This window comes from Singulisphaera chitinilytica (assembly GCF_049331405.1).
Lineage (GTDB): Bacteria > Planctomycetota > Planctomycetia > Isosphaerales > Isosphaeraceae > PoT.
In genome coordinates, this window is the sequence record NZ_CP186274.1 from 6,720,961 (window position 1) to 6,735,545 (window position 14,585).

Sequence of the window (14,585 nt, forward strand, 5' to 3'; positions counted from 1 at the left end):
GGCCCGGGAGCTATTCGACGACCCGGACGTGCTGCACCTTCTTGTCCTGGAGCCAGCCCAGGAAGTTCTCCTGCTCCTCGCTGATCTCGACCTCCGTCATGTTCGCCGTGTCGAGGGGCGAGACGAGGTAGATGACCCCGTCATCCAGCACTTTCGCCACTTCCGCCTCGGCGAACCAGTATTCGTTCTCGGCCAGCGGGGGGATCCCCGGCGCGCCCGGCGTGCTCATGAAGTAGACGAGCTGGGAGCGGAGGCGCGGAGAGATCGGCCTCGGGCCAACCTCGGGACGATCCAGAGGGACGAGTTGAGGTAGAGACATTGTTACCGCATTCGAGTAGGAGTCGCACGTCCAGGAACGACCGAAATTTTCGCCCCCGAGGCCGGGGCCGTCAAGGGCTCGCCCCGAGGTGTTCGGCCCGCTAGATCGAGAGGGGATCGGCGAGCGGGTCGCGCAGGTTGAGGTAGGTAACCCTGGGCAGGCCCCCGACCTCGATGCAGAAATGCGGGTCGACGACCCCGAGCCTGGCGGCCGCGTGGCGGTCGCTGCCTTTTGGCAATGGGGTGCTCTTGAGCATGACGAGTTCGGACGCGTGGAGGTAGTCGGCCAGCCTCGCGGCGATCGAGTCGGAGGTCACATCCCACGACGCGGGGAGCGGCGAAAGGTCGAGGACGTCGACCTCTTCGAGGAACCGGCGCGGGGCGAGGATCGGCAGCAGGTTGTCTTCCCAGCAGGGGGCAAGATCCTCGATCCGGTCGATGACCCGCGTGTGGGAGATGATCGCGGCGAACAGGTGGGCCGTCAGGTCGAGCGCACGGAGCGCGAGCCGATGCGCGACATCGTCGCCCACATGATGCGCCCAGTCGAGGACGCGGACGGCATCCGCCGCCCTGCCCCCGCCCACGACGGTCAGCGGCTTCCGCCCGGCGTACTGCGCGAGGAAGGCTCGGAACCGATCGGGGAGATCGGGCCAGTCGAGCAGGCTGCCGCCGACCTTGATGACGACGGGTCTGTTCACGAATCGACGCTCTCCGAGTCCGTTTCCGAGTCGGGGTCGAAGCGCTCGCGGGCCAGTGCGAGCAAGGCATAGGCGCAACCGGCGACGGAGGCGACGGCGCCCCAGGCCTCGCGTAGGCCGATGATTGTACCCCCAGGCTCGAGGATCCTGCGAGCGAGATCCCTGGCCAGGAACTCCCCGGAGCCGGAGACCACGGCCGACCTCGGACGCCCGACCGTGCCCAGGCAGGCCCTGTCTACGGCGGCCTGGAGCCGGCTCAGCAGACACTCGTCGGCCGCCCGCGAGAAAGCGAGGGCATCGGCCTCCGAAAAGCCGTCGTTGTCGGCCCCGACCATCCTCGCCAGGCGATGCCTCGCGGCCGCCAGGGTGGCGGGCCGACCGTCGGCCGTGGCGGAGTCCTTGGGGTCGGGAGGGATCGAGCCGAGCGTCAGGTAGACATCCTGCGTCGTCGCGAAGAATTCGGCCGCGAGGCCCGTGGGCTTGCCGCGGTGGGGAAGCTCGGTCGCCAGGGCGCAGACGGGGGTGCGCCGGATCCCGGCGTAGACGAGCTCCCCGGTCTGGAGCCGGTCGGTGTCGGTCCGTCCTCGCGCGGCGGGTCGGCCGTCACTCAGGGGGATCAGGTCCGTGGTCGTCGTCCCCACGTCGATGAGGATCCCCGGGCCTTCGGGGACGAGCCTGGCGGCGTACGTCGCCAGCGCGACCCAGTTCGAGGCCGCCGCGATCAAGGGGGTCCGCTTGACCGAGGCGTGGTCGTGAAAGGCTCCGTCGATGCCCCAGACCTCGATCGGGAGGTCGGGGAACGCCTCCTTGACCGCGTCGAGAACTGCGATCACGCCGAACGACTTGGTGGGATAGCAATCGCAGAGCTCCGCCGTCATCGTCAACGCGACGCGATCGACCCGGGGGAAGGTCCCCGCGAGGTTGGCGAGGATCTGCCCGAGGTCATCGGGGCGCTTCCAGAGCTCGAACGGGAGCGTCCTGGCCGCGCTCGACGAGTGGGCCGCCTTGATGTTGGCGCCGCCGATATCGAGGGCGATCCATGCGGGATCGTCGGGGGTCACGACTCGACTCCTCCAGGCTCAGGGGTGATCGTCCCGTCGGCGCGGAAACGGATCGGCGGGCGGGAGTGGACGACCACCGCGAGCCCCCCCGACTCGGGGCCGATTTCTCCGGTGATCGCATCGAGCCATGCTCGGGCGAGCATGCCCGCGGGCAGGATGTGGGATAATCCCACGTAGGAGGTCGTCGGGCGCGGGTTCACCTCCACGATCGTCGCCTCCGCTTTGGCCTCGTCCCAGAGGTAATCGACGCCGACGAAGCCGGCAAGCCCCGGGATCGCGTCGACCGCCGCCAGGACGTTCGCATCGATCGCGCGTGGGTCGGCCGGGAGTCGGCCCCCGCTGTAGGCGAATCGCCCCGCGCGGATCGACACGTCCTGACGCCCGAGGGCGATCAGCACCGCGCCGTCCTTCCCCACGAGGAGGCTGGCGCTCATGGGGATGCCGTCGATCAACGGTTGGATCAAGGCTGCCGATCCCGTGAATGTCCCGCCTGACGACCACGAGGCGTCGGAGACCAGGAACGTGTCGACGGATCCAGCTCCGTCGATGGGCTTCAACACCGCTGGATAGGGGAAGTCGTCGGGCAATCCTAAAGCGGGCTCTACCCTTTGACTACGGGGTGTCGGGATCTGGCGTTGGTTCAAAAGCTCGCTCACGCGGAGTTTGTCCCCCGCGACCGCGATGGCCTCGGGCGTCGAGCCGAGCGATTTCGCCCCGATTTTCGCGAGGAGGGCCGCCCGTTCCTCGAGGAGCCCACTGCTTTCCGGGGCGATCACTGCGGTAAAATCCGACCTCGAAGCGAGCTGCCTGAGCTGCTCCCATTCCTCGCCGGGGCCGATCCGGATCGTCTCCCAGGGCCCTGGCTCGTCGGGCAGGCCCGCGTCCAGGGTCATGAGAACCCGGATGCCCGGGATGAGTGAGAAATCCCGGCAGATCGCGCGACGCATGGCCCCGCCCTCGGCCGCCCATGAGGCCGGGAGCATCTGCCCGGCGAGCCCGCCGCCCGTCACCCATTCGTGGATGAGGATGGTTCGCATTTCCCTCGGAGTCGTCGTCTTGGCCATGTCCTTGCAGATCCTCCCCGTGCTCGACATCAAGGGCGGGATTGCCGTCCATGCCGTCGCCGGTCGTCGGGAAGATTATCGGCCGCTGCGGAGCCGATTCCACCCCGAATCGGACCCGGTTGGCCTCGCCCGGGGATTCGTCGAGATTTTGAATCTTCGCGGCCTCTACCTCGCCGACCTCGACGCGATTGGCGGGGCACCTCCTAGCCTGAGTCTCTACCAAAGCTTGCAGGCTCTGGGGCTCAATTTATGGGTCGATGCCGGGATTCGATCGGTCGCGGACGTCCCACCTCTACTAGAGGCAGGGGTTGCGACGATCGTCGTGGGCCTCGAATCCGTCTCGGGCCCCGAGGAACTGGCGAGGATCCTGGAACTGGCCGGTCGCGATCGAGTCATCCTGAGCCTCGATCTTCGCGAAGGCCAGGTGGTGACGGCCCTCGGGTCGAATTGGGGCTCGACGACTCCGCGGGAGGTCGCCGCCTCAGCGATCGTCGCTGGCCTGCGACGGCTCCTGATCCTGGACCTTGCCCGCGTCGGCACCGGGCGAGGCACCGGCACCGGCCCGTTGCTCGGAGAGCTTTCTCGCGATCGCCCCGAACTGGCGCTGGCCGTCGGCGGTGGAATCGCCGGGATCGGTGATGTCATCGGCCTCGAGCGAGCCGGGGCGACAACCATCCTGCTAGGCTCGACGCTCCACGATGGGCGCATCGGCCCTCGAGAACTCGCCGAATTGACGGGGCCCCGCTGAGCCTCACGAATGCCGTTCGACCTGACCGATCTGGCCGAAGCTCTCCTCGACCTCGACTCGCAGGATACGGGGAGCCTTCAGGCCCCGGGCTTCAAACGCCTTGAAGAGTCGGTCGGCGATGTAATTGGCGAGGAGTTCGGCCGTGGTGTTGGCGATCGGCAGGAGGACGCATTCCTCGCGGGGGAAGCTCCAGTAGCGGTCGCCGTAGGTGACCTTCCAGTTGGAGCCGTCCTCGTGCAGCTTGATGAACCTGTTCTCGGTCGGCAGGAGCATCCGGTGGTCGAGCTCGTCGACGATCTCCTTGGTGAGATCCTTGAGCGCGATGAAGTCGAAGACGTAGTGATTCTCGTCGAGGTCGTCCTCGACCTCCACGGCGGTCCGGTAGTTATGCCCGTGGATCCGCTCGCACTGATCGCCGAGGTAGGTGATGAAGTGGCCGGAGCTGAAGACCAGGTAATCCTTGATGACGCGGACCTGATAGCGCGTGGCGGGCACGGTCGCGAGACTCCTCGAAGTGTGGCGATTCTCGGGGTTGGTTTGAACGGATCGGAGGCCTGTTCCCGCGGTGGAATTCAGGCGTCCGCGAACCCCGACTTGTCATCCGAGGCCGCACGAGACCAGGATGACGGGCCCAGCGTCCTGGGCATGCTGATTGTCCCATCCATGAGCGCCACGAACAAGGCGGCCGACACGAGATCGGCCGATGTCCCCGGGTTCCTCGAGTGCCCCTCGGTTCGCAACCAGGCGTCGAATTCGCGGAGGAGCCTCGGCCCTGCCGTCGAGTCGGGCCATCCTCCCGCAAGGACTTCGGAGGCCTTTCGCGACGCCTCCTCAGCCTCGGCGAGCCCTCGTTTCCTGGCGATCAGGCTGTCGGGATATTTTGCGAGCAAGGCGAGGAAGCAGGAGGTGATGGCCGTCTCGAGCGGGTGGCCGGCTTCGAGCGAGCGTCGCAGAGCCGGGCATGCCAGATCGAAGATATCGACATAATCGAGGGCGTATTGCCGTGCGATCAGGTCGCGATCGGCGGCCAGTCGCATGGCCTCGACGAGCGTGACGGTGGGCTCGTCGGCCACATCCTGCTCGCTGGCTGTTTGTAATCCGCCGGGCTGGGCCAGGCGGATCGCCTTGTAGACGAGGGAGGCGTCGGCCAGGGTCGTGCCCGCGAGGATTCGGCCCACCCCTTCGCGAAGCGGCTCTCCTTCGGGCACCGCCGCGAGCGGCGCAAGCAGGAGGATCATCCCCAGGTTCGTGTTCGACGCGACGACCCGGCGCGTGGCCCGGACAGCTTCGAAGATGGAGGCTCCGACCCCCTGCTCCCTCGCGAGGTCGAGCGGGTTCGCGATCGCCGAGGCGCTCAGCAAGAAATCGAGGAAGTCGATATCCTCGAATGCCCGCCCGGGGTGAACGTTCCCCGGTTTGCGCGCGGAGACTTCGAGGATGCAAGCGATCTGGGCGACCTGCCCCGGACTCAGCCCCTTCGTTGTCATCGCTTGCAACCTTTGAGATACGTGAGGATTTCCGAGGCCACATCGACCCCCGTCGCCTGCGCCAGGGCCCGCCAGCCGGGGACGGCGTTGACCTCGACGACGACGAGCCCACCCCGGTCGAGGTCAGGCAGCAGGTCGACCCCGGCAAGGGGCGCGCCCACGGCAGTCGCGGCCTGCAGGGCTAGCTCCTCGATATCGCGTTCAAGTGAAAAAGCCTCGGCCCGCCCGCCAACAGCGATGTTCGTCCGCCAATCCCCTTCCGGAGCGTGGCGTCTGATGACCCCCAGCACCCGGCCGCCGAGCACGAAGACGCGGAGGTCGTAGCCGGGATGCCGGACCATCTTCTGGACGTAGAGTACCGAACCGAGCCGCTCGAGCGTGGAGAAGGCCCTTCGCGCCAGCTCGCGATCCGAGACTCGCAGTAGGCCCCGACCCTCCGAGCCGAAAATCGGCTTGATCACCACGTCGCGTCCGAGCTCGTCGAAGGCCGCGAGGGCCTCCTCGGCCGACTCTCCGGTCCAGGTCTCGGGCACGGGCAGGCCCGCGGCCTCGAGCTGCGCCAGCGCAAGGTATTTATCGACCGCGACCTCGACCGCCCGCGCCGGATTGAGGACGGGGACGCCCAGAGCCCCAAGCCGGTGCAGCGCGTCCATCCGGAAGACGACCTGCTCGAGGGTCCCCGGCGGCATCATCCGCACGAGGATGCCATCGGCATGGGTCAGGTCGATGCCGCCCGCCTCGATCCGAGCGTGGCCCGACCGCACGCGCCCGACCACGCTCGGGAATGGCAGGGCGTCGAGCTGGACGTCGACGAGTCGGCTGGCACGTTGCAGGTCTTCCACATGCCAGCCGAAGCCGGAGACCAGGGCAATCAACCTCGGGCGCACGTGGGGAAGGCTCCGGTCCGGGCGGCTCGAGGGTCAACCGAAGAAGGAGCGTGCCAGCACGTCCGGGGCGAGCTGCCCGAACGAGTGGACGCGGCCGGTCTCCACGTTCTGGAAGACGATCTCGGCCGGGCTGAACAGGTGCGGGTCGACGTCATAGAAATTGTTGTTGTAGCGTGCGAAGATCGCGGCGAAGGGCTCGCCGTGGTCGTGGGAGGAGGTCGACGGGACCTTGGGCCCGACCTCCTCAATGCTCGCGTCGTCGCCGGTGACGTAGAGCACGACACGCGCACCGTAGAGGATCGCGTCATTGGTCCGGCCGATGGCCGCGAGGTCATTGGCCGCGACGGGGGGCAGCGGCGCCGTGCCGTGGGCCGACAGGATCCGGTCGAGGTCGAAGCCGAGCTCGTGCAGCTTGTGGAGGGACGTCTCGACCGAGCGGGCGACGATCTGCACGCTCCCCGCCAGGCTCGCCGTCGGCGCGACGAGGAGCGTGACGGCCGAGGGGGCGATGCGGCAGGCCGAGGCGATCATGGCGATGACCTCGGGGGTCGGCTTCTTGCGGGCCTCGAGCACGCCGACGACGCATTCGGCCTCCTCGATCCCCCCAAGCTTCTCGAAGATCGGCTCCCCGCCCCGGGCCGCCCGCATGGGGCCCGATCCCATCGCGAAGTATTTCCCCTCGCTGATGGCCCAGCCCGCGTACTGGCTGGCCAGGCAGGCCTGCACGGGGTGGTCGGTCACCACCTGCACATGCGGGCAAGACTTGCCGGCCACCTCGCCGGGTACGATCGAGACGTCGGCGAGGTCGGCGAGGCAGACCCTGGCCAGCTCGATCCCCGTCGCCAGCCCGCCCCGCACTTCGATCCCGCAGTCGACGAATCGCCCGCCGCGCTCGATCGGATGCTCGACGACCTTCCGCTCCTCGGCGCGAGCCAGGAGAGCCTCGACAACCCAGAGCGACCGCTTATTCAGATTCATCAACGCCTCACCCATCGGCATCAGATCGCGGCCAGGATTTCCCCCTGACCTCCCTCGACCAGATCCCCATTGTACCGTTGCAGCCTGCCGGAGAAAGTGGCCTCAGGCACGGGGAAGCCCCATTCCATCAGCCGCTTCAGGTATAGGTTGAGGAACGGCGGCCTGAGATGCCCGCTCGGCACGAACGTGGGCAGCAAGCTCTCTTCAATCTTCGTCCCGGCCCCGAACAATGCGAGCGTCCCCCGCTTCATCCCGGCCCCGAGCCGTCTCCCGACCTCGCCAAACGTGAAGATCGACCCGGCGACCATCCCCCGCCCGAGCCCATCCCCGCTCCGTCCTCCGACTGCGATCATCCCTCGCCGCATGATGTGCCCGACGTCCACCCCGGCGTCCCCCTCCACGAGGATCACCCCGTCGCGCATCCCGAGGCGACTCCCCGGAAAGGCCGAGCCGAGGTAATCCCCCGCATTCCCCTTGATGCGGATCAGACCCCCCCGCATCTCCGCCCCGGCCCAATGCCCCACATTTCCTGCAATCGTGAGCATCCCGCCCGTCATCTCCGCCCCGGCCTCGGTCCCGACGTCCCCTTTGACGGTCAGCGTCCCCGAGGCCATCTTGCGGCCGATCCGCCTGACGTTCTGCAGGTCCCCTTCCAGGACGAGGTGGCCGTCCGCGAGATCCCCTTCGACGACGAACAACTCTCCGATTTCAGCTTTTCCATTACCGATCGGCAACGCGAGGCTGGAAATCTCCGAGCTCGAGAGCCCGGCCAGATTTTCAGGGACGAGCCCTGTGGCGTCGATCGTCAGCCTGGTCGTCGCACGCCAGCGGAGGGTCAAGGGCATGAGGTCGTGTCCCCGCGTTCACTCGTACGCTTCGTAGATTCTGGTTCGCACATCTTAACCGACCGCATCGAAGCAGGAAATCCAGGTCAGGTTCGCTCGTCGTGCCGGAATGATATCGATTCGCAAGGATTCAAGTTGCTGGTCGTGTATTCCATGAAAATAGCAATGAATGTAAAAAAAAGAACGCGAGTAGTTGAAGCCGCTCGCGTTCAAATCGGACAGTGAACCATGAATTCACATCATTCGGAATGGTCACTTCGGCTTTTCCGCCGCACCATCTCGGTGCTGGATGTGGTGGACGGCGTCGGCCGAGATCATGGCGTTGCGCATCTGTGAGGTCAGGTCGGTGAGGCTGCCGGGGGAGTGGGGGATCAGGATCGTGTTGGTGACGGAGGAGGCCCCGACTTCCTTGAGCGTGTCGAAATACTGGGTCATCAGGACGAGGTTCATGACGTCCTGGGCGGTGGCGCCCTGGACGCTCTTCTGGAACTCGTCGACCGACTCGCGGAGGCCGTCGACGATGGCGCGACGCTGGTCGGCGATGCCCTTACCTTGCAGGGCCTTGCTCTGGGCCTCGGCCTCGGCGGCCTTGACCTTGAGGATCCGGTCGGCCTCCCCCTTCTCGGTGGCGGCGATCCGCATGCGCTGGGCGGCGTTGATCGCGTTCATCGCTTCCTTCACCGTGGCGTCGGGGTCGATGTCGGTGACGAGCGCCTTGACAATCCCGTAGCCGAAGTCGTACATGACGTGCGACAGTTCGTTCTTCACGGCGTCGGCGATCTCGTCCTTCTTCTCGAAGAGGTCGTCGAGCTTGATGCGGGGGACCCGTGCCCGGACGACGTCGAAGACGAACGCGGTGATCTGGGTGTTGGCGTTAGCGAGCCGATAGAAGGCGTCATAGACCTTCTCGGGCAGCACGTGATATTGCACGGCGACGATGACATGGACGAAGACGTTGTCTTCCGTCTTGGTGTCCACCCTCACGTCAAGCTGCTGGACCCGGAGGTTGAGCCTCCCCGCGATCGTCTCGATCAGGGGGATCCGGAAGTTGAGGCCCGGCTCGGCGACCCTCGAGAATTTGCCGAATCGCTGCACGATCGCGGCCGACTGCTGGTTCACCGTGAATAACGGCCCGAACGCCATGAAGATCACGCCGAGGATCACGATTATGACCAGGAAGCCCAAAAACCCTGAAAGCACGGCGATTCTCCCAAGAAAACACGTAATCTCAAGTTGAAGAGGCATTCGCCTCCTCAAAGAGAATATTGCGCGTGGTCGAATCCGAGCGCATTAATAACGGTTCAGGACATCATGCGGGCGGATGAGGAAGGGGCCGAGCTTCCCGCCGTAGTTACCCGACGTGATCGCGACGACCCCCGGCAAGGCCCCCGCGCGGATGCCGACGGCCGTGGCCCGCTCGACCGACTCGAGCGTGAGACCGTCGATCACGATCTCATACACGCACTCGACCTCGGGTGGGAGGGTCGACTCCACGAGGCCGCGTAGTGTCGGGGCGAAGGCCGTGTTCGTGCTCGCCCGCAGCGCCTTGTACTTGCTGCCGACCTTCGAGCCCGACCTCGCGATCCCCCCGGGGAACGGCAGGATGATATCCGGGCATTCCCGCATGGCCCTCACGGCGACTTCCGTCGCCTCCAGGGCCCGGGTCGGGTCGTCGCCGAGCAGGATGATGTTGCCGCCGGCGACCCCCTTCGTCGTGCCGAAGGTCTCCTCGCAGGTGAACTCCCCGTCCATGACCGGGATCCGCCAGTATCGTCTCCCTTCGAGCCGCTTGGAGATCTGCCAGCCGTCGCCGAAGTAGCGGAGCTTACTGCCGACACCGATCGTCTTGTCGGTGAGCGGCAGGCCGTTGTAACAGGCCGTCGTGGGGCAGGTCATGATGCATTGGCCGACCCGGTTCGACAGGGCCTTTTCCAGGGCGTCGCGGCTGAAGGCGAAGACCAGGATGCTGACGCCAGGGCGGCCGTCGGGGGTCTCGTCGGGGGGTAAGACGCGCTCGATGGATGCCTCGGCGTCGCAGGCGATGACGCTGGTGGCGTAGCCGGTCATGGTCCGCCCGGCGATCTCCGCCCAACCCGGGGTCGCCGCCGTGATGATCGCCCGCGCGGCGGTCATCGGGAACGCCTCGGCGAACGTGTCCTCGATCGTGACGCCTTGGATCTGCATCAGGGGATCTCGATTCCGGTCATGGACGTTGAGGGCCTCTGCCCGGCCGTTGGGCGATCGGTCTGCTTCTTCTCGAAGGCTACTCGCCCAGGTTTTCCGCCGAGTCGATCTCCTCGTCACCGACGAGGAAATTGGCGTACTGGATCGAATACTCGCGGGCGAATTCTTCCCGGATCTTCGGGATGATGTCCTGGTCGAAGTCGGGGGCCGAGTGCAGTGTGAGGCCCTGGGGCGACAGGCGCAACTCGCCGTCGTCGAGGATGATCTCGCCCGCCTTGAGGACGTATCGCGGCATCGAGAACATGCGGCGCTTGTCGTCGTTAGGGGCGTAGATCGCGACGTCCCCATCGGCCCCAACGCCGAGGTGCCCCTTGTTGGCGAGGCCGAGCATCCGGGCGGGGGCCGCGCGAGTGATGATGGCGATCTCCGAGAGGGAATACTCGCGGCCGAGGTCTCCGAGACCCGACCTGGCTCGCACACGGTCGGGCAACGCCTGGAGCATCTCCGCGCGGAGGCCGCGGTCCATCAGCAGGGCGATGATCTGGGGATAGGCCAGGAACGAGCCGCCATTGGGGTGGTCGGTGCTCATGGCGACGCGCCAGGGGTCATCGACGCGCAAATACCACTCGAGTCCGATCGCCCACTGGAGGGCGTGGACGAAGTTCTTGTCCTCGTACGTGATCGGGACGACGCCGCAGCCGGTCTCCACCTCGACATCGTGGCTGATCCACTTCCGGCCGGTCACCTTGTGGAGGAACTGCCCGACCGCGCCGTCGGCGGTCATGCTCGTCGTGTCGCCGAAGAGGACCTGGCCGACGTCGACCGTCAGGTTTTCATGCGTGTTGATGTAATCGGTGAGCGCGGGGACCTGCGAGTCGAATGCGCCGGTGTCGTCGGTTGAGCCGCCGTAGCTGTGGAACTGGATGTGAGCCAGGTGGGCCCGGTGTCCATCCAGCGTGCGGAGGGTCTCCAGGGTCGTGGCGGCGTTCCCCGGCAGGCCGAGGTTCATCGTATGCAGGTGGATCGGGTGGGGCAGGCCGAGGTCATCCGCCGCCCTCGCGAGCTCGACCATGATCTGGCGAGGGGTCACGTCGAAGTGGGCCACGCGGTCGTCGAGCCGGGAGATGTTGCCATGCCCTTGCTTCCAGTTCTCGACCCCACCCGGGTTGACGACCTTGATGCCGTAACCCTTGGTCGCCCCGAGGAGCCACGCGACCTGGTCGCGGAGTCCGGCCCGGTCCCCGGCATGGATCAAGTCCATGATCGTATGATTATTGCCCGCCAGGATCAGGATCGCCTTATCGATGATGGGGGTATCCCTGAGCTCGTGGTGGGCGTGGCGGGCGCCGAGCGGGGGGATCGCTGCGTCGACCGCCGACGTGTAGCCGAGCCCCGCGTAGCGATAGCCGGTGGTGAAGCTCGAGGGGACGCTGCCCAGCGTCCCCGAGCGGAGCCGGGCGGTCCGCTCGACGGCGGCCTCGCGCCTCTCCTCGGGGCGGAGCATGCGGGCCGAGTTCACCTTGGAGCCGGCGATGTGGCAATGGACGTCGACGCCGCCGGGCATCACCACGTAGCCGCGAGCGTCGATGGTGCGATCGGCCCTGGCGTCGGGATCGGTGGGCGGGCCGGAGACCTTGCCGTCGGTGATCCAGATGTCGCGGACCTCATCGTCGATGCCGTTGGCGGGGTCGACGACCCGTCCTCCCGCGATTCGGAGCGTCGTCATGCCGGGAAGACCCCATGGCCGCGAACGAGAATGGATCCCTTCGAGACCGGATGAAATGCCCACCTGATGGAATGAGTCATCAATTCCATGTTCACGTCGCGAGCCTGCCTTCGATCTCGGCCAACCAATGGGACACGGTGGGTCGCCCCTCGTCGATGGAGGCGCGGAGCGGGAGGCTCACGCCATCGACCCGGGTCACCGAACCCCCTGCCCCGATGCCATAGGTCGCGGCGTCGAGGGAGACGGTCGCGTCGGGCATCGCCGTCGTGGCCCTGGGCCCGATCATGACGGTCTTGAGCGGCGATCCCCCGGCAACTCGAAGCTTGGCCAAGAGTGCCTCGGATGGCGGCTCGCCGAGGATCACCACGGCGTCGAAGGCTTCCCGCTCGAGGAGGACCGGCGCTGAGGTGGCTCCAGGCAAGGATTCGGGCGAACCGCCCGCGAGGCTGAGGCTCGTGGCGAAACCCGTCTGCCAGGTCTGCACCGCCGAGGCCCCCGCGGGGTTGCCGCGCGAGCCGAGGTCGAGGATGACGAATCGAGTGAAGCTGTTGAGGTCCCTCACCAGCGACAACGCCGCTTCGGAGGCGGCCGAACCGCCTCCTTCGCGCACCAATCGCGAATCCACGAACATCGCGCCGTACTTCGCCCGCTTGAGGCGTTCGGCCAGGGCCTGCAAGGTTTCGAGCGAGAGGCCTGTGGTAGATTCGACGCGAGCCGGGTCGAGTTTGAGGCCCCGGAGGAGGCCCCGGAGGACCCAGAGCGTTTCGAACCACGTTTGCGGTGGTAGCGAGAGGAAATCGTCGGCTCTCTCGGCGGTCTTGGTCCGATGGTCGTCGACGACGATGACGTGGCGACCGGCTCGACCCTCGGGCACGAACCGACCTTTCGGCTCGACCGAGTAGCGGCTCCAGTGCCTCGAGTGCGTCACGACGGGGTCGACGCCCCAGAAGAGGACGAGGTCCGCGCGGTTCTTGACCTCGCCGAGCGTCGAGGAGACCCTCCCCACCCGCTGGACGGCCCGGACGTATTGCTCCGGTTCGGGGCTCCAGGACGAGTCGACGACCGCACCCACACGATCGGCCAGGGCCAGTGCCGAGGCCACGGCCTCGTTGCTGACCTGGGAGAGGCCCAAGATCAGGGGAGCTCGCGACGTGCGCAGGATCTCGGCGACGCGGTCGAGGGCGGCTTCCGATGAGGCGGGCGTTCCATCGACGGTCGCGACGGGCACATCGTCCCGCGAGCGATCGGCCAGGAACCAGGCTCGGCCGGTCGCGCAGGCGTTCTCGACCTCGCGCACCTTGCCGGCCTCGACCGAGACCGTGAGGTCGTCGCAGAGGCAGCCGCACTGGAGGCAGGTGACGTCGGAGACGCGTTTCACGGGCCCCGCATCGCTCGCGAGGGCGAGGCCTGATTGCGGCGGGTTGGACATCGCGCGACGTTCGCTCCCTGACTGGATCGTGGGGGCCGACACCCTGGGCCCGCCTGGATTCTCCCAGAGGCCCCCCGCAGTGTCAAACCGCCGACTGGACAGGCCTCGTTCTGTTCGTCCGGATGATCGCGTCGCGACAAACCTGACGGCGCCATCGTGACATCGGCTTCTCGGGGTTGGCCCGCGGTTTTCGGACGTGTGCGGAGCCTTGACGGCATGTCGAACCTTGAGAAAAGGGGGAAATCCGGCTACAAAGTAAGGGAACCCGACGTGACACAAGTGGCCTCCCCAAAGACTCCCTCGGCGCGAATTCGGATGTCAGATTCCCCGCAGCATTCACCATCGTGGCGAGGCCTTCGAGCGGTCGTCCTGGGCTCGACGTCGGGCATCGGCCGCGCGGTCGCCCTGGCCCTCGCGGATGCGGGGGCCGACGTGATCATCCACGGCCATACTTCGAAGGACGCCGCCGAGGAGGTCGCCAACGAGGTGGCCGATCGCGGTGGGCGATCCCACGTCATGCTGGCAGACCTTGCGGATCTCGGGGTCTGCGACCAGCTGGCCGAGCGGGCCTGGAACTACTGGGGAGGGCTCGATGCCTGGCTCCAGATCGCCGGGGCCGACACGCTCACGGGCGAAGGCGCGAAGCTCGGGTTCGACGAGAAGCTCGACCTCCTCTGGAAGGTCGACGTCCGCGCGACCATGCGCCTGACCCGCGCGATAGGCCAACGGATGAAGCAGCAGGGGCACGGCTCGATCGTCACGATGGGCTGGGATCAGGCCGAGACCGGGATGGAAGGGGACTCGGGCGAGATCTTCACCGCGACCAAGGGGGCGATCATGGCCTTCACGCGGAGTCTGGCCCTGAGCCTCGCTCCCGAGGTCCGCGTCAATGCCCTGGCCCCGGGTTGGATCAAGACGGCCTGGGGGGACTCGGCATCATCCACCTGGCAGGATCGCGTGCTCCGCGAGACCCCCCTGTCGCGCTGGGGGAAGCCGGAGGACGTCGCCCAGGTCGCCAAATTCCTCGTCGGCCCCGACTCGACCTTTGTGACCGGGCAAATCGTCCGCATCAATGGCGGGGCGGTCCGGGGTTGATCGCGACGGCGGATCGTGCGTGAAGGCTGGATGGGGTCGGTTCGAAGTGGAATGGGGGATGGTGC

At 66.8% G+C, this 14,585-nt stretch carries 15 protein-coding genes; 2 read left to right on the forward strand and 13 right to left on the reverse strand.

Annotated elements, in window-relative coordinates; all coding sequences use genetic code 11:
• Positions 1 to 10: 10 nt before the first annotated feature.
• The 4 genes from ACOYYX_RS26490 to ACOYYX_RS26505 all read right to left on the reverse strand — a co-directional run bounded on the left by ACOYYX_RS26490 (position 11) and on the right by ACOYYX_RS26505 (position 3,141).
• A complete protein-coding gene (locus ACOYYX_RS26490) occupies positions 11 to 319 on the reverse strand; it encodes a hypothetical protein (RefSeq protein ID WP_422925280.1) in 309 nt (102 codons plus the stop codon).
• Between the two features lie 100 nt (positions 320 to 419).
• Positions 420 to 1,016 carry a uridylate kinase gene (locus ACOYYX_RS26495; RefSeq protein ID WP_422925282.1) on the reverse strand — a complete coding sequence of 199 codons (597 nt, stop codon included), beginning with the start codon at positions 1,014 to 1,016 and terminating at the stop codon, positions 420 to 422.
• A complete protein-coding gene (locus ACOYYX_RS26500) occupies positions 1,013 to 2,077 on the reverse strand; it encodes a hydantoinase/oxoprolinase family protein (RefSeq protein ID WP_422925284.1) in 1,065 nt (354 codons plus the stop codon). Before ACOYYX_RS26500 ends, ACOYYX_RS26495 begins: the two co-directional genes overlap by 4 nt.
• Positions 2,074 to 3,141 carry an ATP-grasp domain-containing protein gene (locus ACOYYX_RS26505; RefSeq protein WP_422925286.1) on the reverse strand — a complete coding sequence of 356 codons (1,068 nt, stop codon included), beginning with the start codon at positions 3,139 to 3,141 and terminating at the stop codon, positions 2,074 to 2,076. Before ACOYYX_RS26505 ends, ACOYYX_RS26500 begins: the two co-directional genes overlap by 4 nt.
• On the opposite strand from ACOYYX_RS26505, the gene ACOYYX_RS26510 reads away from it, so the two are divergent.
• Positions 3,140 to 3,889 carry a HisA/HisF-related TIM barrel protein gene (locus tag ACOYYX_RS26510; protein WP_422931666.1) on the forward strand — a complete coding sequence of 250 codons (750 nt, stop codon included), beginning with the start codon at positions 3,140 to 3,142 and terminating at the stop codon, positions 3,887 to 3,889. The genes ACOYYX_RS26505 and ACOYYX_RS26510 overlap by 2 nt on opposite strands.
• 3 nt (positions 3,890 to 3,892) lie before the next feature.
• Here ACOYYX_RS26510 and ACOYYX_RS26515 read toward each other — a convergent pair whose 3' ends face one another.
• From ACOYYX_RS26515 to ACOYYX_RS26555, 9 genes are all read right to left on the reverse strand, one after another.
• Positions 3,893 to 4,384 carry a 6-pyruvoyl trahydropterin synthase family protein gene (locus ACOYYX_RS26515; protein ID WP_422925288.1) on the reverse strand — a complete coding sequence of 164 codons (492 nt, stop codon included), beginning with the start codon at positions 4,382 to 4,384 and terminating at the stop codon, positions 3,893 to 3,895.
• A 77-nt stretch (positions 4,385 to 4,461) separates the two neighbouring features.
• On the reverse strand, positions 4,462 to 5,376 hold the full coding sequence (locus ACOYYX_RS26520; RefSeq protein WP_422925290.1) for a triphosphoribosyl-dephospho-CoA synthase: 915 nt from the start codon (positions 5,374 to 5,376) through the stop codon (positions 4,462 to 4,464).
• Positions 5,373 to 6,263: an ATP-grasp domain-containing protein gene (locus tag ACOYYX_RS26525; protein WP_422925292.1), complete on the reverse strand. Its 891-nt coding sequence runs from the start codon at positions 6,261 to 6,263 to the stop codon at positions 5,373 to 5,375. Before ACOYYX_RS26525 ends, ACOYYX_RS26520 begins: the two co-directional genes overlap by 4 nt.
• A gap of 33 nt (positions 6,264 to 6,296) precedes the next feature.
• Complete coding sequence (gene mch, locus ACOYYX_RS26530; RefSeq protein ID WP_422925294.1) at positions 6,297 to 7,241, reverse strand: methenyltetrahydromethanopterin cyclohydrolase; 945 nt, start codon at positions 7,239 to 7,241, stop codon at positions 6,297 to 6,299.
• Positions 7,242 to 7,261: 20 nt separating this feature from the next.
• Complete coding sequence (locus ACOYYX_RS26535) at positions 7,262 to 8,086, reverse strand: formylmethanofuran dehydrogenase subunit C (RefSeq protein ID WP_422925296.1); 825 nt, start codon at positions 8,084 to 8,086, stop codon at positions 7,262 to 7,264.
• A 252-nt stretch (positions 8,087 to 8,338) separates the two neighbouring features.
• Positions 8,339 to 9,229 carry an SPFH domain-containing protein gene (locus tag ACOYYX_RS26540; RefSeq protein ID WP_422931667.1) on the reverse strand — a complete coding sequence of 297 codons (891 nt, stop codon included), beginning with the start codon at positions 9,227 to 9,229 and terminating at the stop codon, positions 8,339 to 8,341.
• A gap of 147 nt (positions 9,230 to 9,376) precedes the next feature.
• The gene (gene fhcD / locus ACOYYX_RS26545; protein WP_422925298.1) at positions 9,377 to 10,270 is read right to left on the reverse strand and encodes a formylmethanofuran--tetrahydromethanopterin N-formyltransferase; all 894 of its coding nucleotides are present in this window, start codon (positions 10,268 to 10,270) and stop codon (positions 9,377 to 9,379) included.
• Between the two features lie 79 nt (positions 10,271 to 10,349).
• The gene (locus ACOYYX_RS26550) at positions 10,350 to 11,996 is read right to left on the reverse strand and encodes a formylmethanofuran dehydrogenase subunit A (RefSeq protein WP_422925300.1); all 1,647 of its coding nucleotides are present in this window, start codon (positions 11,994 to 11,996) and stop codon (positions 10,350 to 10,352) included.
• A gap of 91 nt (positions 11,997 to 12,087) precedes the next feature.
• Positions 12,088 to 13,425 carry a formylmethanofuran dehydrogenase subunit B gene (locus tag ACOYYX_RS26555; protein ID WP_422925301.1) on the reverse strand — a complete coding sequence of 446 codons (1,338 nt, stop codon included), beginning with the start codon at positions 13,423 to 13,425 and terminating at the stop codon, positions 12,088 to 12,090.
• 315 nt (positions 13,426 to 13,740) lie between these two features.
• Here ACOYYX_RS26555 and ACOYYX_RS26560 point away from each other — a divergent pair, with 315 nt between their 5' ends.
• Positions 13,741 to 14,520 (forward strand): SDR family NAD(P)-dependent oxidoreductase, encoded by a 780-nt coding sequence (locus ACOYYX_RS26560; RefSeq protein WP_422925303.1) that lies wholly within the window; start codon positions 13,741 to 13,743, stop codon positions 14,518 to 14,520.
• Positions 14,521 to 14,585 lie beyond the last annotated feature (65 nt).

Excerpts from the sequence above, each read along its gene's own strand:
- ACOYYX_RS26490 (WP_422925280.1), bottom strand. The coding sequence starts at position 319 with ATGTCTCTACCTCAACTCGTCCCTCTGGATCGTCCCGAGGTTGGCCCG.
- ACOYYX_RS26510 (WP_422931666.1), top strand. The coding sequence starts at position 3,140 with ATGTCCTTGCAGATCCTCCCCGTGCTCGACATCAAGGGCGGGATTGCC.
- ACOYYX_RS26505 (WP_422925286.1), bottom strand. The coding sequence starts at position 3,141 with ATGGCCAAGACGACGACTCCGAGGGAAATGCGAACCATCCTCATCCAC.
- ACOYYX_RS26520 (WP_422925290.1), bottom strand. The coding sequence starts at position 5,376 with ATGACAACGAAGGGGCTGAGTCCGGGGCAGGTCGCCCAGATCGCTTGC.
- mch (WP_422925294.1), bottom strand. The coding sequence starts at position 7,241 with ATGAATCTGAATAAGCGGTCGCTCTGGGTTGTCGAGGCTCTCCTGGCT.
- ACOYYX_RS26535 (WP_422925296.1), bottom strand. The coding sequence starts at position 8,086 with ATGCCCTTGACCCTCCGCTGGCGTGCGACGACCAGGCTGACGATCGAC.
- ACOYYX_RS26540 (WP_422931667.1), bottom strand. The coding sequence starts at position 9,229 with ATGGCGTTCGGGCCGTTATTCACGGTGAACCAGCAGTCGGCCGCGATC.
- fhcD (WP_422925298.1), bottom strand. The coding sequence starts at position 10,270 with ATGCAGATCCAAGGCGTCACGATCGAGGACACGTTCGCCGAGGCGTTC.
- ACOYYX_RS26550 (WP_422925300.1), bottom strand. The coding sequence starts at position 11,996 with ATGACGACGCTCCGAATCGCGGGAGGACGGGTCGTCGACCCCGCCAAC.
- ACOYYX_RS26555 (WP_422925301.1), bottom strand. The coding sequence starts at position 13,425 with ATGTCCAACCCGCCGCAATCAGGCCTCGCCCTCGCGAGCGATGCGGGG.
- ACOYYX_RS26560 (WP_422925303.1), top strand. The coding sequence starts at position 13,741 with ATGTCAGATTCCCCGCAGCATTCACCATCGTGGCGAGGCCTTCGAGCG.